Origin of the sequence: Clostridium sp. SM-530-WT-3G, assembly GCF_012843905.1 — a bacterium.
Taxonomy (GTDB): Bacteria; Bacillota; Clostridia; order Clostridiales; family Clostridiaceae; genus Clostridium.
On the sequence record NZ_JABAGC010000011.1, the window covers coordinates 22,782 to 40,733 of the forward strand.

At 27.5% G+C, this 17,952-nt stretch carries 19 protein-coding genes; 3 read left to right on the forward strand and 16 right to left on the reverse strand.

The window, feature by feature from the left end; translation table 11 throughout:
- Nucleotides 1-264 precede the first annotated feature (264 nt).
- A complete protein-coding gene (locus HF850_RS06180; RefSeq protein WP_169104596.1) occupies nt 265-1,164 on the forward strand; it encodes an AraC family transcriptional regulator in 900 nt (299 codons plus the stop codon).
- A gap of 66 nt (nt 1,165-1,230) precedes the next feature.
- On the opposite strand, the gene HF850_RS06185 is transcribed toward HF850_RS06180, so the two are convergent.
- Complete coding sequence (locus tag HF850_RS06185) at nt 1,231-1,953, reverse strand: gamma-glutamyl-gamma-aminobutyrate hydrolase family protein (protein WP_169104597.1); 723 nt, start codon at nt 1,951-1,953, stop codon at nt 1,231-1,233.
- Between the two features lie 313 nt (nt 1,954-2,266).
- Here HF850_RS06185 and HF850_RS06190 point away from each other — a divergent pair, with 313 nt between their 5' ends.
- A complete protein-coding gene (locus tag HF850_RS06190; protein WP_169104598.1) occupies nt 2,267-2,503 on the forward strand; it encodes a hypothetical protein in 237 nt (78 codons plus the stop codon).
- Nucleotides 2,504-2,655: 152 nt separating this feature from the next.
- On the opposite strand, the gene HF850_RS06195 is transcribed toward HF850_RS06190, so the two are convergent.
- The 7 genes from HF850_RS06195 to HF850_RS06225 all read right to left on the reverse strand — a co-directional run bounded on the left by HF850_RS06195 (nt 2,656) and on the right by HF850_RS06225 (nt 10,495).
- A complete protein-coding gene (locus tag HF850_RS06195) occupies nt 2,656-4,581 on the reverse strand; it encodes an FUSC family protein (protein WP_169104599.1) in 1,926 nt (641 codons plus the stop codon).
- A gap of 438 nt (nt 4,582-5,019) precedes the next feature.
- On the reverse strand, nt 5,020-5,181 hold the full coding sequence (locus HF850_RS06200; RefSeq protein WP_169104600.1) for a His/Gly/Thr/Pro-type tRNA ligase C-terminal domain-containing protein: 162 nt from the start codon (nt 5,179-5,181) through the stop codon (nt 5,020-5,022).
- Between the two features lie 115 nt (nt 5,182-5,296).
- Nucleotides 5,297-6,550, reverse strand: coding sequence for an MFS transporter (locus HF850_RS06205; RefSeq protein ID WP_169104601.1), 1,254 nt, complete (start codon nt 6,548-6,550; stop codon nt 5,297-5,299).
- A 220-nt stretch (nt 6,551-6,770) separates the two neighbouring features.
- A complete protein-coding gene (locus HF850_RS06210; protein WP_169104602.1) occupies nt 6,771-7,556 on the reverse strand; it encodes an ABC transporter ATP-binding protein in 786 nt (261 codons plus the stop codon).
- A gap of 2 nt (nt 7,557-7,558) precedes the next feature.
- Nucleotides 7,559-8,566 (reverse strand): iron ABC transporter permease, encoded by a 1,008-nt coding sequence (locus HF850_RS06215; protein WP_169104603.1) that lies wholly within the window; start codon nt 8,564-8,566, stop codon nt 7,559-7,561.
- Nucleotides 8,566-9,558, reverse strand: a complete 993-nt coding sequence (locus HF850_RS06220; protein ID WP_169104604.1) for an iron ABC transporter permease — start codon at nt 9,556-9,558, stop codon at nt 8,566-8,568. The genes HF850_RS06215 and HF850_RS06220 overlap by 1 nt, the downstream gene beginning before the upstream one ends.
- Nucleotides 9,545-10,495, reverse strand: coding sequence for an ABC transporter substrate-binding protein (locus HF850_RS06225; RefSeq protein ID WP_169104605.1), 951 nt, complete (start codon nt 10,493-10,495; stop codon nt 9,545-9,547). Before HF850_RS06225 ends, HF850_RS06220 begins: the two co-directional genes overlap by 14 nt.
- 326 nt (nt 10,496-10,821) lie before the next feature.
- Between HF850_RS06225 and HF850_RS06230 the strand changes: the two genes are divergently transcribed.
- Complete coding sequence (locus HF850_RS06230; RefSeq protein WP_206151607.1) at nt 10,822-11,769, forward strand: AraC family transcriptional regulator; 948 nt, start codon at nt 10,822-10,824, stop codon at nt 11,767-11,769.
- Between the two features lie 221 nt (nt 11,770-11,990).
- Here the strand turns inward: HF850_RS06230 and HF850_RS16025 are convergent, their stop codons facing one another.
- The 8 genes from HF850_RS16025 to HF850_RS06260 form a co-directional block, all read right to left on the reverse strand.
- Nucleotides 11,991-12,635, reverse strand: coding sequence for a methyl-accepting chemotaxis protein (locus HF850_RS16025; protein WP_169104606.1), 645 nt, complete (start codon nt 12,633-12,635; stop codon nt 11,991-11,993).
- Nucleotides 12,636-12,943: 308 nt separating this feature from the next.
- On the reverse strand, nt 12,944-13,978 hold the full coding sequence (locus HF850_RS06240; protein WP_243159418.1) for an ABC transporter substrate-binding protein: 1,035 nt from the start codon (nt 13,976-13,978) through the stop codon (nt 12,944-12,946).
- A 5-nt stretch (nt 13,979-13,983) separates the two neighbouring features.
- A complete protein-coding gene (locus HF850_RS15705; protein WP_243159419.1) occupies nt 13,984-14,211 on the reverse strand; it encodes a hypothetical protein in 228 nt (75 codons plus the stop codon).
- Nucleotides 14,195-15,370, reverse strand: a complete 1,176-nt coding sequence (locus tag HF850_RS16125; protein WP_347564413.1) for a methyl-accepting chemotaxis protein — start codon at nt 15,368-15,370, stop codon at nt 14,195-14,197. The genes HF850_RS15705 and HF850_RS16125 overlap by 17 nt, the downstream gene beginning before the upstream one ends.
- 44 nt (nt 15,371-15,414) lie before the next feature.
- A complete protein-coding gene (locus tag HF850_RS15715; RefSeq protein ID WP_243159420.1) occupies nt 15,415-15,756 on the reverse strand; it encodes a hypothetical protein in 342 nt (113 codons plus the stop codon).
- A 309-nt stretch (nt 15,757-16,065) separates the two neighbouring features.
- Nucleotides 16,066-16,566, reverse strand: a complete 501-nt coding sequence (locus HF850_RS06250) for a CinA family protein (protein ID WP_206151608.1) — start codon at nt 16,564-16,566, stop codon at nt 16,066-16,068.
- Nucleotides 16,567-16,784: 218 nt separating this feature from the next.
- On the reverse strand, nt 16,785-17,309 hold the full coding sequence (locus HF850_RS06255; RefSeq protein ID WP_169104648.1) for a nitroreductase family protein: 525 nt from the start codon (nt 17,307-17,309) through the stop codon (nt 16,785-16,787).
- Between the two features lie 173 nt (nt 17,310-17,482).
- Nucleotides 17,483-17,881, reverse strand: coding sequence for a hypothetical protein (locus HF850_RS06260; protein WP_169104607.1), 399 nt, complete (start codon nt 17,879-17,881; stop codon nt 17,483-17,485).
- Nucleotides 17,882-17,952 lie beyond the last annotated feature (71 nt).

The following is a 17,952-nucleotide window of genomic DNA, read 5'->3' on the forward strand; positions in this document are numbered from 1 at the left end:
ACCACCTCCGTCAGCTATATGTACTTAATTCCATTAATAAGTTATATTAAAAGAATGCTTTTTCATACATTAACTTCTTCTCAATTTTTCTTCCATTACATTATATAAATGTAAAAATAAAAAAACTAACCACTATTTGTCAAATACTTCTCATTTCTTGCTATTTGACACTTATACCCTTTTTTTTTAATATTAGAGTATAAGATTATATTTAATGAAACTGATAAGAAAGGATAATTGTCTATTTGACTCAAGGTATACTTTATGAAAGATGCATCTAATTTTGAAAACCTACTTTTTCACGGTAATATAAATGTTATAGAAAAGTTCGCTACTACTTTTCATATGCATTGGCATAATTATATTGAAATTATATGTCTTCCATTTGAATCTAATAAAGCACTAGAAAATCAAATAGAATCTAACAAAAAAAATTCTTCTTATTTATGTGTAACAATAAATAATACAACTTATCATTTAAAAAGTGGAGATATACTTATAGTATGGCCTGGGGAACTTCATGAAATTGTTAAGGGAAATGGAAATGATATTCTTGGCATTCAGTTTAGCCCATCTGTACTAAATGAACGTCCTGAATTTTCTTCACACTACAACAACTTTAGAAAACACCATCACATTGGTGTTAGTTCATTTAAAAATATCACTGAAGAAATGTACTCATACCTTTATGAAATAACAAAATATAATAAATTAGATGATTATTATAAAGGTATAAATATAATAATATCTCTTTATCAATGTTTTTTAGCTTTTGCTAGATATATTCATATTATAGATTCAAAAGATTCTAAAAATACTCCTCCTATAAACACTGAAACAATAAACAAAATTAATTCTACATGTAACTATATAAATAATAACTGTAGCAAAAATCTTACTCTAAATCACGTTGCTTCTTTTGCTGGATTCAGTCCATATTATTTTTCCAGAACATTCAAACAAGTAACTTCATGCTCTTTTGTTGAATATGTAACTAATCAGCGAATAAGACTAGCTCAGCAATTATTATCTGATTCATCTCATACAATAACTGAAATTGCATACTTAGTTGGTTTTAAAAGCATAGCTACATTTAACAGAGTATTTAAAAATCACAAGGGATATTCACCTAGAGAATTCAGAACATTCTACTTACAAGAATAGAAATAAACCATACAGAACCTTTAATTATTCTGCATGGCTTATGAAGGCATACTATTTATCTACTCATTAACTATTACTTGATTTTACACATGTCTCAACAAATTTATTAAATAACTTCATTTGGTCTTCAAATGCTTCAGGGTGCCATTGAATTCCTATCATATAAAAATCACCTTGATATTCGATAGCTTCAGGTATGCCATCTTCACAACATCTAGCTGTTATTTTGAGATTTTCACCAAGATGCTTTATGCACTGTTCATGAAAAGAATTTACCAGAATCTTATCTGAATTATAAATCTTCTTCAAATCGGAATCCTTGTCAAAACATACTTCATGCTCCATATCATATATTTTCTGCCCTTTTCCCTTATGACATACATTTGTATTGATTTCATTATCTATCTTCTGAATAAGGCTTCCATTCTGCATGACATTTATAAGCTGGCATCCTCTGCATATTCCAAGCATTGGCTTTTTATTTCTTTTGGCAGTTATAAATAAATCTTTTTCAAATTTATCACGAATATTATCCTCTTCATTCTGCTCTTCTACTGAATCTTCACCATACCATGATGAATTTATATTGCTCCCTCCGGTGAATACAATTCCATCTACATGGTACACAATCTTATCTAGTTCTTCTAAACCATATTTCTGAAGTACAGGCAAAATTAAAGGAATACCACCTGCTTTTTCAATCTTATCAATATACTCATATCCTACTTGTGAAAAACTTCTAAATACATCTTTTTTAATATATGACGTAATTCCTATAACAGGTTTCATAGAAGTTCACTTTCCTTTCTTTTTTAGCATTTGTATTATTTAAATAAACATCTAAATCTCTTTAGGCTACTATTAAAGACTTAATTTACTATTTGAAGTATATATTTTTTATTATTCTATATTCGTGTTTTATAATATGTTCTTATATCTTAAATATTTACCATATTATTATATATAAAGTAAATTTCCGTTAAATCTTATGTAAAAAAATTAAAAGGTTTTCACTTTTTTAAAATTATAGTATGACAAGTAGCCAATAATAGTTTATACTATAAATGTAAACATTTTTATAACAAAAGAAAGAGGCGATTATATGAACGATTATTCTTCAGACTTACTAAAATCTTACAAAGAGGCAGAAAAAAGAGTGCAAATTTATGATGAAGTAATAAAAGACCATAAAGCATTATTAAAGAAATATGATAAAAATTCAAAAGAATATAAAGAAATCAAAGAAATGATCGACTTTGTTAAAGGTTTAGATGATTATAAAAAAGTTAATAAAAACGCATTATATTGCTTAATTGGTATGGTTAATTTTAGTCGTTAATATTAATTATATAAAAGTAATTATTTTCACTAATAAAAATAGTAGTATTCACTATTAGTTGAATACTACTATTTTTAATTACTGTCAATAAATATTATATTTCTAATTACTTTATTAAATAATATAAACTTATTACATTTCAGTTTTAATAATTACACTAATCCTTTTATTTTTTTAACTTTATTAACATTTATTAATATTTGCATATAATCAATAATTGCAATCTTACTACTTAATGAATAATTAGATTTAGGATTGTTGATAAATTCTCCAATCTTATCATATTCTATATTATTTTTATCATGAACTAATCTATCTATCTTAGCTTTTTCATGATCATCAAGTTTTATATTTATATTATCTTCTTTTATTAAATTATATAAATCAGATATATCATTTGAGATTACACGTTGTTCATTAAGATACTTATTAAGTTTTTTATCTTCAATACTTTGGTTAGATAACAATCTCTCTTCAATCATATTAGCTCTAAGTACTTCATTTCTCATGGCCTCATCAGCAATTTTATTTTTATCTATTAAATTTTTAATAATGTTAATCTGGCTAACGATTGTATCATTGTATAACTTAATAAGGTATTTCTTTGCATTTTCAGCTCTATATGGAAATACAAATCTAGTAATTAAAAGAGCAATTATAGTACCTAATACTACAAATGTAATTCTATCAGTAGTAATAACAACAGCCCCTCCATTTAATGCTGCACCACCGACAGCTGATATTGTAGTGTTAATTGTTCTATACTTGTATTCTGGGAAGAAACTAAAAATATAACCCATTCCTAACATGAATAAAGTTCTATCTGTAGAATTTTTTATAAAGTAGAATCCAATAGATACTATTATAACACCTACAAGAGTTGCCATTAATCTATCTCTAGTTTTTGATTGAGACTTTTCATAGAAAGGTTGAATTAATGAATTTACTGTATATACAATCCATCTTCCTTGTTCAAGATTAAAATAAGTAGCTATAAAACCACTAATAGTAATTCCAAGTGCTAACTTAATAGCATATGAAAATTTTAAAGAATTAGAATTAAAATTTTCCTTATATATGGTCTTTAATTTAAAATTAGAAGGAATTTCTTCTAATTTACTTATTAAATTATACTTCTTCTTATCTAGATTCTTTAATTCATCTAGTGATTTCTTTATAGTTAATAATGAATTTAAAATCCTTAATTTGAATACGTCAATTTTTTTATTTTCATTATATTTATGGAAAATCCCATTAAACAATTCATCAATCTTAGTTAGATTTTCATCTTTATCAAGACACATTTTAATTGTATTTATTGCTGATTCAAAATCTTTTTTAAAATCATCATCTTGTAATATAAGTAATGAATCTTTTTCCTTAACTAATTCATTTATTACATTATTTATTTTTTCTAACTCAAATGATATATTAAGCTTAATTCTACTTTCATCTGTAAGATAAAATCCTTGTTCACGTCTATTATATACCATCCTTCTGAAATTTTGCATTCCCGCTTTAATCTGCTTTTCCAATTCTTCTATAGATTGATTTTTTTCAATAGCGTCTAACTTCTTAATTATATCTAAACAAATATTTGATAATACCGAATTTCCTTGTTTATATATCTTATTTTTATTAAATAATACTTGACTTAGCACAATCATAATTGCACCTACAGTTAACGCTAATAATCTCATTGGCAATTTATCTATAGTCACAGGGGCACCTAGCATAAATACATACTGAAGATTAAATGGTACAAAACTTGGTGTGCTTAAATTATAAGATAGTGTATATCCCATAAAAAATACAAATATAAAATTAAGTGGCACTCCAATTATTGCATTTTGGCCAGCTACAAATGTAACAAGTCCCATTGCTATGTTAAAACAAATCAACTTTATTGCTGTTTTAAATGGATTTAGGGAAAAATCCTTTTGTAAAAACATTAACACTGCTGTTATTGTTGATACTCCAACCAATAAATTATCAGAGCCAAATATAGCACTAAAGCCTACTATAAAACATAGCATAAATATAAATATTAGTGCATTCCCTATTATTTTTTGTTTCATTTAGTCACATCCTTAAAAGTCATAAATAATACTATTTACTCATTAATTTTAAAGATAAATATATTATATATTTATCTTTGTTCAAAAAAGAGTCCGAATACATTCTGTTCTAAATTATCCCCTTTGTCAATTTCATAAAAATTGTTAAAATTTTATATTTTAAATTAATAATTCTTTTTTTTTTCATTTAAATTTAATTCAATATCTTATGTTAATAAAGTCTAAATTATTAGGTAAAAAATTTATTATTAACAATATAAACATAAAACCACGGAAAATTCTTAATACGAACTTTATTACCAAATATATTTACAAATCCATTACCATTTTTACCTTTAAAACCAAAAATAACCTCATACTTTATTTAAGGTATAAGGTTATTTTTCACTAACTAACTCAAGTCAATTCACAATATATTTTTAATTTGTTCTTATATATCTAAATCATATTATAATTAATACTTTTATTTTCTCCTGTTTCCATATTTTTAACAGAAATTATATTATTCTTTACTTCATCCTCACCAATTATAATTACGTTTTGCACTCCTATTTTATTTGCATAATTCATTTTTTTCTTTAATTTATTAATACTCTTCATTACTACAAAAAGCTAAACTTTTATATTCAATTTAGTTTTTTAACTCCTCTAATCTCTTTTATATTATAAAGACAGCAGCTTCAAGCATAGTTTGCTCAAAACTGCTGTCTTTTAATTATTTACTCTTAATTCCTTTAATATTCCATCTAACAAACATTACAAGAATCAAATTAATTAATGCAATCACACCTAATAATATTCCAACAGGAATTCCAAATTCTATTAATCCACCAAAAAGAATTTGTCCTGGTGCAACACTTATAGTAGCTACTGCTGTTGAAAATGCTGATACACTTCCAAGCATGTTTTCAGGAATCTGTTTTTGAATAAATGTTAAAGTAAGTACATTGGATAATGATAAGGAAAGCATAATAAGCATTCCACAAAACGCAAAAATTCCTGCTGAAGTATAATTCCCTATTTTAACAAATCCAAGTACGGACATAAATATAACTCCAAATATCATTGGAATGTATGTATAATGTACTTTTCTTATAGAGAACATCTTTGGCTTTACGCTTATCCAGAAACCTCCAAGTATCATACCAAGAACAGATATACCTTCTACTAATCCATAAACATGAGATGGCAATCCAAGGAATATATTAATGAAATATGGAGCAATTATTGATAGTATTGGTACTAAAAATATATTGCATAATGCATATGAAATTATTATTCCTAAAATTACTCTATTCTCTTTCTTTAAATACACTAGTGTATTCTTCATATCTTTAAATGAATTTTTAATAAAACTTACAAGCTCTAGCTTACTCTTAGTTTCATATTCTTTATCATTACATACTATATCTGGTATATCTAAGAACATTTCCATTATTGCTGCAACAAAGAAACTTACTGCATTTATTATTACAATAATCTTTATTCCTAATAATCCATATAGTATTCCTGCAATTATTGGTCCTGCAAAATTTACTATAGAACCTACCTGATTAATTATTCCATTAGCTGATGTAAGATTCTCTTCATCAACTATCTGCGGGATTGATGCAGTTACTGCTGGTCCGTACAAAGTATAGCATATTGATAATATAAACATGACTGCTCCTACTATTAATTCACTATCACATCCATTTACCAAAATTAATGCATATGCTCCAATAAGTATAGAACAAAATAAATCAAGATAAACCATTATCTTTTTTCTATTTATTCTATCAGAAAGACGACCCGCTATTGGTGCAAATATTACATATGGAATTGTTGATATTGCAAGAATATTAGCAAAAGCTGATGTGCTTCCTGTAAAGGCAAGAACATACAAAGACATACTAAATCTCTGAATAGCATTTCCAAAAAGAGAAATAATCTGCCCTAGAGCAATTATTATAAAATTCTTATTCCTCATATAGCCTCCTTAATTGACAGTTTATAAAGGAAACTCGACTCACATTCGTTTGCTGAGTAAGTGACTCACACCAAATGTAAAATTTGGGTTCCCTACTTAAAACTCGACTCACATTCGTTCGCTGAGTACTCACAGAGTAAGTTCTACTACCCCAAAGCAAGTTTCTCAATGAGAAAGTTCTACTATCCAAATATAAAATTTGGAGTATCACTTTGGAACTTTACTTAACAAGGTCATATTCCATACATATTGGATAAGTTCCATCTTCGCTAGTTACAAGCTTAGCGTCTATTCCATATATCTCTTTTAAGTTTTCCTTATTTATAACATCTACAGGTCTTCCTTGACATATAAGCTTTCCTTTTTTAAGTCCTACTATATTATCTGCAAATCTGCATGCATTATTAAGTTCGTGTAGAACTATAACTACTGTTATATTCTTTTCTCTATTTAGTTTTTGAAGAATTTCAAGTACTTCAAGCTGATATGACATATCCAAGTATGTAGTAGGTTCATCAAGCATAATTATTTCAGTTTCCTGTGCAAGAGTCATTGCAATCCATGCTCTTTGTCTTTGACCTCCAGACAAATTTTCTATCTGTCTGTCGCTAAATTCACTAAGACCTGTTTCTTTTATTGCCCATTCAATAACTTCTTTATCGTGACTTGTAAGACCTCCTATCATCTTCTGATGTGGAAATCTTCCATAAGCTACAAGCTGTCTTACTGTAAGACCTGCTGGTGCTACTGGCCCTTGTGGAAGAAAGGCAGCCTCTTTAGCTATATCCTTTTCTTTCACACTCTTAATATTCTTATTATTTATAAAAATATCACCTGCTGAAGGTTTATTTATTCTTGAAATTGTCTTTAGGAGTGTTGACTTTCCGCATCCATTTGCTCCTATTATTATAGTTATCTTTCCCTTTGGAATATGTAAATTCATATTTTCAATTATTATATTATCTTCATATGCTACTTTTAAGTTTTTTACACTTATAGCTTCCATAGTTATTTCTCCTTCATCATTAAATAAATAAAATATGGTACTCCAAATATTGATACTGTTATTCCCACTGGAATTTCGATTGGAGAAAATAAATTTCTTGAAACTGCATCTGCAATTAAAATTATTATGACACTTATCATAGCAGATATAGTTATAAATTTCTTATGATAAGGGCCTACCATCCTTCTAGCAATATGAGGAGATATAAGTCCTAAAAATCCTATATTTCCTGCAAATGCTGTTGCAGTTCCTGCTAAAATAACTGCAAAACTTAATAACTTCTTTCTTTCTTTTTCTATATTTAAACCTAATGATATTGCGAGTTCATCCGAAAGATTTAACACATCAAGTTTTTTATGATTAATAAGTACTAGTATAAAAAATAATAATACTATTGGGATTATAACTTTAGCATAACTCATTCCTGCTCCCCAAAGGCTTCCTGATGTCCATACAAGTACTCTATTATAATCTCCTACTCCACCTCTAAAAGTAAAGAATGTAATGAAAGCATTAAGTCCTGCATTAAGCCCAATTCCTATAAGAAGCAGTCTATTAGGTCTTATTTGTCCTCTGCTTGACATCATATATATTATAAATGATGTTATACCTGCTCCCACTATTGCCATAAACGGCAACACAAATATAGATAACTGTCCTAATTGACTATAATATGCTCCTGTAGAATACGTTATAAATAATACAGCTGCAACTGCTGCCCCTGCATTAATACCTATTATTCCTGTATCTGCAAGATCATTTTTAGTTATTGTCTGCAATATTGCTCCTGCTGTAGATAAGGCAATTCCTACAAATGCTCCTACTAATAATCTTGGTAATCTTATAGTAAAGATTGCAGTATTTTGAAGTCTTGTTCCATTACCCAAAAGTGTTTTTACTACATCTAATGGTGAAATTTCATAGGTTCCCCAGCAAAGTGTAACTCCAAAGGAGATAATAAGTAAAATTGATAAAATTATAAGTGTTATACCAAATCTATCTTTCTTCATTATCCTCTCTCCTTTCTAGCTGCTGCAATGAAGAATGGTATACCTATAAGCACTGTGAATACTCCTATTGGAGTTTCATATGGATCAAAAATCATTCTTGCTGCAATATCTGCATAAGTTAGCAGAACTGCTCCAAGTAGAAATGAACAAGGTATATTTCTTCTGTAATCTTCACCTAAAATTTTTCTAACAACCTGTGGTACTATAAGTCCTACAAATGCTATATTTTTACCAACAGCTACTGCTGCTGCACACATTGGTATAATAGCTATAAGAGTAATAAATCTTATTTTTTGTGGATTTTGTCCAAGTCCTATAGCCACATCATCTCCAAGATTTAATATATTTATCTTTGGTGATAATAATATCCCTACAACAAGTCCTATTATTCCTACAAATAATACAAGATAAACATCTGACCATCCTGCATTTCTAAATCCTCCAGATACCCAGAATCCTATCATCTGAGATTGGTTTGATAATAATCCAATTATTGTTGTAATTGAGATAAAAAATGTACTCATAGCTGTACCACCTAAGAGTATCTTTGTAATAGAATTATTATTTGCTTTGTTAGAAATAAACATTAATACTATAATTCCAGTTGCAAGTGCTCCTATAAAAGAAGCTATCATTACATTTCGTGTTGTTACTGCAATTCCTGCAGCATAAAATATTGCTATGACTAAGGTAGCTCCCTGGCTCACTCCAAGTATTGAAGGTTCAGCTATTGGATTTCTTGTTACCCCTTGAATCATTGCACCTGTTAATCCAAGTAATCCTCCTGTAAATAATACAGCAATAACTCTTGGTATACGTACATCTCTTACAAGCATATTTTCTAAACTGCCGTCAAAATTAAAAATACTGTTTAAAATATCAGAAAAGCTAATAGGAACGGATCCTAAGCGTATAGCTAGAACCATTCCTATTACTAAAAGCAATAAACTGCAGATTACAAATATGCCTACATGTTTCTTACTTTGCTCCATTTAACATATCACCTATCTCATTTACTAATAATTGTCTTCCAATTGGGCTATATCCTTGGTTAAAGTATGGTGATGCTGGTAAAGTAACCACATGACCTGCTTGAACTGCTGGAAGGCTATTCCATATACTATTTGATTGTAATTGTGCTAAATCTTCATCTGTTGTAATTGCAAATATGTAGTTACTCTTTATTGCCGCAAGACCTTCATAAGTTACTACTGGAAGACTTATATCAGATTGCTCTGGCATTCCTTCTGGTTTTGCAAGTTTCATATCTTCATACAATATACTTCCAAATCCTGCATTATCAAATACAAAGAACTGTCCACCACTTGCTAAGAATGAAAGATATGTTGTATCATTACCATATTCTGATTTTATTTTATCGCCAGCAGCCTTAGCACTTTCTTCATAATTCTTAATCCATTCATTAGCTACATCTTCTTTATGAAATACTTTTGCAAATTCTTTAATATCTTCCTTCCAATTTAAAGCATTTAACTTAATCATAACTGTTGGAGCAATTTGGCTTAATGAATCATACATCTTTTCTTGAACTGTTGAAATAATAATAAGATCTGGATGTAAGTTCATAATCTTTTCAACATCCATTGTATCCTGCATGCTGTATCCTAATATTTCTGCACCACTAAGTGTATCTTCTAAATATGAAGGGAATTTAGTGTAGTCATAAGCATCACTATTTGCTGTTCCTACAACCTTATATCCAAGTATTGATAAAATATCACTATTACCACTTAAGTCTACTATTCTTTGAGGATTAGCTGGTATTTCAACATCCCCTCTTACATCTTTAACAGTAACTGTTTCAGTTGATGAATTAGCGCTGTCTGCATTCTTTTGTGTTCCACATCCAGCAAATATCAATACTGCCATACAAGAAACTGCTATTATTCTTAAAAATTTCTTCTTCATTTGCTTACCTCCGTAAATTTTAATATATATTTTATTTTTCTCCACTAAACTAAAAAATATTATAAGAACTTATATATTACATTGTTTATAATTTTAATCTGATTTAGTATCCACTTAAAATTGTAAATGATACTGATTATCATTTCAATATCAACATCTAATTTAATAATTTTATCATCTAATACAATAATTTTTGATATAATATATTCACTTATATTTTTACCTAAGATAATAAAAAATTCTTATAATTTACGTACGGAGGACAAATATGATTTCAAAATCACCAGAAGATTTACAAAAAAAAAATATTAGATAAATTAACCTTTTTGCCCCATAGCAATGAAAACAATATTATATATAAAAATATTGAAAAGCCAGAGCTCGGATACCTTATCAAGTATTCAAGACCTAGATATTATGATTTTATAATTGGCAACTATACTATACCATCTAACTTTTCTTTTTCTTTTCATCATTCACAAGAAATTATTAGGTTTGGTACAATGTATGTAGGTAATACATCCTTTGAAATTGAAAATAACCCTACTTTCTCGTCTACTCCTTCTTCTTTTTTCGTGATTGAAAAAGATATTAAGGGAAAACAGTATTGGAAAAAGGGACAAAATTATCAAGGTGCTGAAATTATCATCAGTAAATGTTATTTTGACGAAGTTATAAAACCATCATTTCAAAATATATTAGATTTTGATAGTTTTATAGAAAACTATACTTATCACTATCTTCCTATTGAAATAATTGCAATTATTCAAAAACTAAAAAATATGGCAGAAACACATACTCTTACTCCTATTTATTTAGAAAGTAAAATTCTAGAATCCATAGCATTACTATATAATGAGATATCTTCATCAAAGCAGAATGCTTTTACTACTCAAATAAACTATGGTCAAATAAAAATAGGAAAAGACAGACAAATCACTTTATCATTTTCAGATGCTCAGGCTCTTCAAAAAGCTAATGATATATTGACAGAAAATATATTAAATCCTCCCACTATAAAAAGCTTAAGTAAAATGGTTTTTTTAAATGAGCAAAAGCTAAAGGCTGGATTTAAAAAAAGATATAATATGACTATAAATGAATATACTACATATCTTAGAATGGCTATGGCTGAAAATCTTTTATCAACAACTGAATATAGCATTGATGAAATTGCAAAAATGGTTGGATATAATCATAGTTCAAACTTTGTAAAAATGTTTAAAAAAGCACACGGTAAAACTCCTCTTGCTTTTAGAAAGTCTAAAACATAAATATATAAGAATTTAATTTATAATATATTTAAAAAGCTATCCATTTTGTAAGTTATGAAACATATCCTATTTAAGTATAGTCAATGTATAATACATAATAATATATTCTAAGTGGTATATAGTTTTATCATTGAAACTGTATACCATACTTGGAATTTATTATTCTTACAAAATAAACAGCTTATTATTTTTATAAAAAATCTTATCTTACAATATCTTAATTAAATCTTCTTTATTAATTCTGTAGTTTCACGAATTGACTTTGTAATATCATTTAGTGTTTCATTGATACCTTCTACAGATTCAGAACTCATTTGAGAAAGTTTTCCCATTTCATGAGCAACTATAGTAAATCCTCTTCCATATTCACCAGCTCTTGCTGCTTCAATAGAAGCATTTAATGCAAGCATTTTTATACTTGATGTGTTTTTCTTAATAGATTCAACAACTCCATAAACTCCACTTACACTATCTTCTAGTTTATTTATAGATTGATGTATTTCTTCTATAACTTTATTCTTCTTTTTAAATTCAGCCTCTTCTGATTTAGCTACTGCACTTGCTATACAACCTACAATTTTTCCTTCATCATATACAGGAACTACATTCCCCTCCATAGCAATTCCAAATAATTCTTTTGGTATTTCGCTATACATAGGTTTACCAGTAGCCATAACTTTAAAAATAGCATTATTTTTATCTTCATGTTTATACCCAACTTTAATATCACCAGGTACAGAACTTGGCTGACTTACATATATAACTGTTCCGTCTAAGTCAAATACAGACATTCCCATTTCTTTAGTCACTAGGCCATTTGTAATTTTGATACTTTCAATTATTTGTTCTAATTTTTCTTGTCTCATACTATCTCCACCTTATATATTAAAATTAATCCATATAATTAAAATATCGTCCTTTATCAAACAAACTTAATAATTTAAATCTTAATATTTAAACCTTTTAATGTTTTATTTGTTATTTTTTACTATTGCAAAATATATGCTCATCTCTAAATTTATCCATAATATACTGAGAATTATTTTATATAATCTTTATAAATCATGAAAAATATAATTACTATATTTAGACGTATTCTGAATCTGTATGATAATAAATAAAAATACGTTAATCATTTAGTTGAATACTAAATTCTAACGTATTTTCATATACTTTATGAATTAACCCAAAAATTCTCAATCTGCTCAACTAACTGTTCTCTTGTAATTTCATTATTTAAGTACTTTTTAAGAGCATTTCCTAAAATATCTGAATTATTTGGAGGCAGATAACTATTCATAAGTTCTATTGTATTTCCACTATCTCTATATTTTATTATTTCTTTAACTAATGGGTCCTTTTCTGGCACTTGAATATTGTTAAATTCCGGAATTATACCACAATCCTCTGTAATGAATTTATTTCCATGTTCATCATAAACAAGATAATTTAAAAATCTCTTTGCTGCCTCTATCTGCTTATCTGATGAATTTTTATTAACTATAAAATACTTTGTTATACCAACTGCAATTCCATTATCCGAAGAATTATTACTAATTGGAACTGGTATAAATCCAAAATCAGTATTTCCCTCTCCTGCCGTAATTATATTGGGTGATGCCCAATTCCCCATGTACCAAAATCCAACTTCACCACTGCCTAACATTTCTGCACATTTATCATATGAAGGTGCAAGTGGATTATCTGAATAAATATTATATTTTTTCATAATATCGAAAGTATCTAAAAGTCCATTTAATATTTCATTATCTTTAATACTTTCTGTATTTCTTCTTAAATTTTCAAAATAAGATTTATTATCAGTTCCTTTCTTCTTCACATCAGCTCCATAACTTATTGCAAGAAAATGATCTCCAAGTGACCATTCTTCATTAGTTATTATAAGCGGACCTTTTCCTATTGCATTAATTTTCTTAAATGCTTCTTCTAAATCAGAAATAGTTCTTATTTTATCAGGATTAATTCCTGCTTCATCTATTATCTTTTTATTATAAATGAAACCAGCACCTTCTGTTGAAAAAGGGAATGCTATGACTTCCCCTTTATCATTTTTAGCAATATCAGATATTTGACCTGATATATCATTTATCCATTTTTCAGAAGATAAATCCAGAGGTATTTCACCAAACAATTCTATATCTGCTGCATCTACAAGTGTTAAAGTAGGTGCATTATCAGCTGAAGCCATTGAACTTAATTTATCTCTATAAGAATTAGCCTGATTATATTAATAGTCTTTATTCTAATATCTTCATTTTTATCTTCAAATTCTTTTATAAAACTTTCAATAGTTAATGATATTTCTGGTTTAGAATTTAAAATTGATATATTAACAACATTCCCATCTTCTGAACTTTTGCATCCCATAATAGAGAATGACGTTAACGTCGCCATAATAACTAGACTAAATATTTTCTTCATTGATTTTCTCCTCTTCTGTCTTAAACTTATCTATATTTTCTTTAAGTTCATTAACTATCTGCAAGATATTATTACCTGACATTTTTACTTTTCCAACAACATTAAATTGATCCTCTGAGGACGCTGTTACTTCTTCTGCTACAACTGCAAATCCCTTTCCACTTTCACCAGCTCTAGCAGCTTCTATAGAGGCATTTAAGGCTAGTAAACTTGTTTGTTCTGTAATATCTTGTATTGTTTCTATAATATTATCTATATTTCCTATGAAATCTCCTAATTTATTAACTTCTTCAACTGCTTGTTCAACAAGCCTGAACTGCTCTTCTGTGGATTTTTTTAGTTCCATAGTGCCATTATTTCCTTTTGCTAAAGCAATATCTGATAATTTTATTACATCATTAGTTTCCTCAACTTTTTGTGTTAACTGATTCATCCTTCCATCTAATTCTCTTACATAATTTAATACATCATCTGTTTTTTCTGCTTGAGAAACTGAACCTTCTGCTATTTCTTCCATTGCTTTAGATATATCTCTACTGTTATCTTCTGCACTAATTGACAACCCATTAAGCTTTTCTGATGCATCTTTTAAGAAATTACTTTTATCATTAATACTTATAACAAGATTTTTTAAACTTTTTGCCATACCATTCAAATTATCTCCTATATTAATTAATTCCTTAGCTCCACTCAACTGACAATTAACAGTAAGATTTCCTGATGCAACTTCTTGGGTAAATAAATCAATATCAGAAATTATTTTTCCAAAAACTTTTGAAATATATAAAACAAAAACTATAATGATTGCAACAATAATTATTACAACTGGTATAAATGTAACAAAGATACTTTTGACTCCCTTATATAAATCTGAATTAGTAATAGTTGTCATCATTCCCCATTTAAGTGAAGGAATAAAGTTATATACTGCTACTCCCTTTTCACCATTATAAGAATAATTTATACTATTAAAGTTACCCTCAAGAGCTTTTTTTACACCACTACTAAGATTACCTTTACTATCAAGTATATTTTCATTCATTATTTTATCTGGATCATTATGATAAGTAATATATCCATCACTATTGAATGTGTATACTTGTCCTTCTTTTGAGTATGTAATCTTCCCTATGCATTCGCTAATACTATTAATTTTCACTTTATTTATAATGTACCCTGTTATAGAATCAGCTAATACATTTCCTAAAAGGTCAACATAATGTTTAATATTCTTATATCTTGTGCCTGCTTATTTCTAAGCTCCCTTTGTATTCCTTCAACATCATTACTTAATACTATTTGAGAAGAAGCTATATCCTCTGCTAAAATAATATTATCATCACCCCATTTATCTATATTTTCAGTTACCATACTTGATATCTGCTTTAGTGAGGCTACTTCTCTTTTGTACACTGAAGATTTTATTATAACACCCGATATAATAGCAAAAATTAATATAGGAACTATACCTATACTTAAAAACACTATCAACAACTTTGTTTTAATACTCATCTTCTCATTAATTTTCTCTTTCTTATCCCCCATATTTTCCCTACCTATCTTATAAAATTATACTAATATGATATTTTAAATATAATTAACCATATTTTATCGTACATCCATTTATCAACTTAAGTTTTTTAATAGTTTTTATTTAATAAAACTTCCCTCTATAAACACCTTAGTATTTTATCGAATTATAAGACTTTTATTTGAATCGCAAAAAATAGCCCGAAATATATCGAAACATATTTCAAGCCACTTTTTCACTTTATAAAAATAATATTCTATTATTTTTCCATTTATTATATTTACTTCACATCCAAAGAAATCTTTTGGATTTTTTTAAATTGTTTATTTTTTTAATATATTTTTAAGTTCATCAAATACATCATTAATTATTACTTTCTTTTGTTTATGTCTCGATTCTATTGGAACATATAATTTTTTTACCACTTTAAATCTTCCATTAAAATCTATACAATAATAAACTTCCCCTTGTACACTGTCGCTGTTATTAGGGTCAATATTACTCAAAGTTCCAGTTATACCTATTCCAATTTGTGCTTTCATTATATTCCTACATACTTCAGCCATGTTTATTGCTGTTTCCTTTGAATACACTCCATAAGTATCTATAATTTCTTTTGAAACACCAACTTTTATTTTCTGCTCATTGGAATATGTAACAAATCCTCCTTCGGTTATTTGTGAAGCTCCCTCCACATCAGTTATTGCACTTATAAGTGCTCCTCCTGTACAGCTTTCCATAGTTGTTATAGTTATTTTTCTTTCTATAAGTTTTTTTACTGTTTCTGTTTTAATTATTGTAGATTTATAATTTTCATTTTTCATGATTCATGCCCTTCTTACTAATTATATTTTTACCAATATTAATCTAATACAAGTAAAATAATTTGCTTATAATACCTATATAATCAATTCTACTAGTTTTATTTAAAAAAACATTATAATAATGAAAAATTTTTTGTCTTTTATATTTACAATTTTTTCACATAATAAAAACCATCTAGTAACAGTTTCATATACTAAATGGTTCCTCACATTATTTATCAAGATTTATATGATTCATAACATACTATTTCATCAATACATTTACGGTTATTTAGATGATTATGGGCTGCTTCAGTATTTTTACTGGCATATCCAATAGCAAGAATATTAATAGGTTCAATATTAGATGGAAGATTAAATTCTCTTTTTATTATATCTGGATCAAAATAACCTATCCAAACACTACCAAGTCCCTGGTCAACTGATTCAAGCATCATATGGTCAGTAATTATGCTTGCATCTATATCATTATACTGTTTATTATCAAAAAAACGTGTCCATGATTTTGTAATATCACTACATATTATCATTGCCAAAGGTGCACCATAAATATTAGCTGCAAGTCCTATTTTTCTAAGACCCTCATCTCCTTGAACTACAATAATCTTTTGTGGCTGCATATTACATGCAGTAGGTGCTATTCTCCCTGCCTCAAGAATTTTATCCAACTTTTCCTTTTCAACTTTCTTATCTAGATAATCTCTTACAGAATATCTACTCTGAGCAAGTTCAAGAAAACCAATGTACTTATTATCCATATTTGTCATACCCTTATATAATTGCTTATATTAAAATATATGATGCATATGTTTTTATATTATAACCTTAATAAAAAATCACTAATGAATTATATTTGCATATAAATTTACATGCCTATATCCAGAATATTTTCTATATTTATTCTAAACTTCTTCTTTTACATATGCTTAAATCTACTAATTAAAATTTTAAATTTTAATATAAATAACATCACAACCTTATATACATTATTAAAAATCACTAATATATTTACAATTGGAATAAAACATAATATGTACAACACTAATATATTCTTAACTTGATTTTCTTCTGCCCATTTGTAATATACACCTATGATATTATTATATCCTGGTATTCTTTTACTCATTTCTTCCGATTCTTCTTTAAGCTCTTTTTCAATTACAGCCTTTTGTATTTTTATAAGAGCCTCTTCTTCAGGTGTTATAAAAAATGCCTCATTTGTAGATATTAAAAGTCCCGCAATTGTTTCTGAAACAGCACTTATCAACACACTATAAAGAAAAAATTTACTTAAATAATTTAAAATTAAACTCATCTTATTTTGTTCCTCTCCCTTTTCATATTATTGTAAAAAGTATGTAACTATAAATTTATCCTATTATTTAT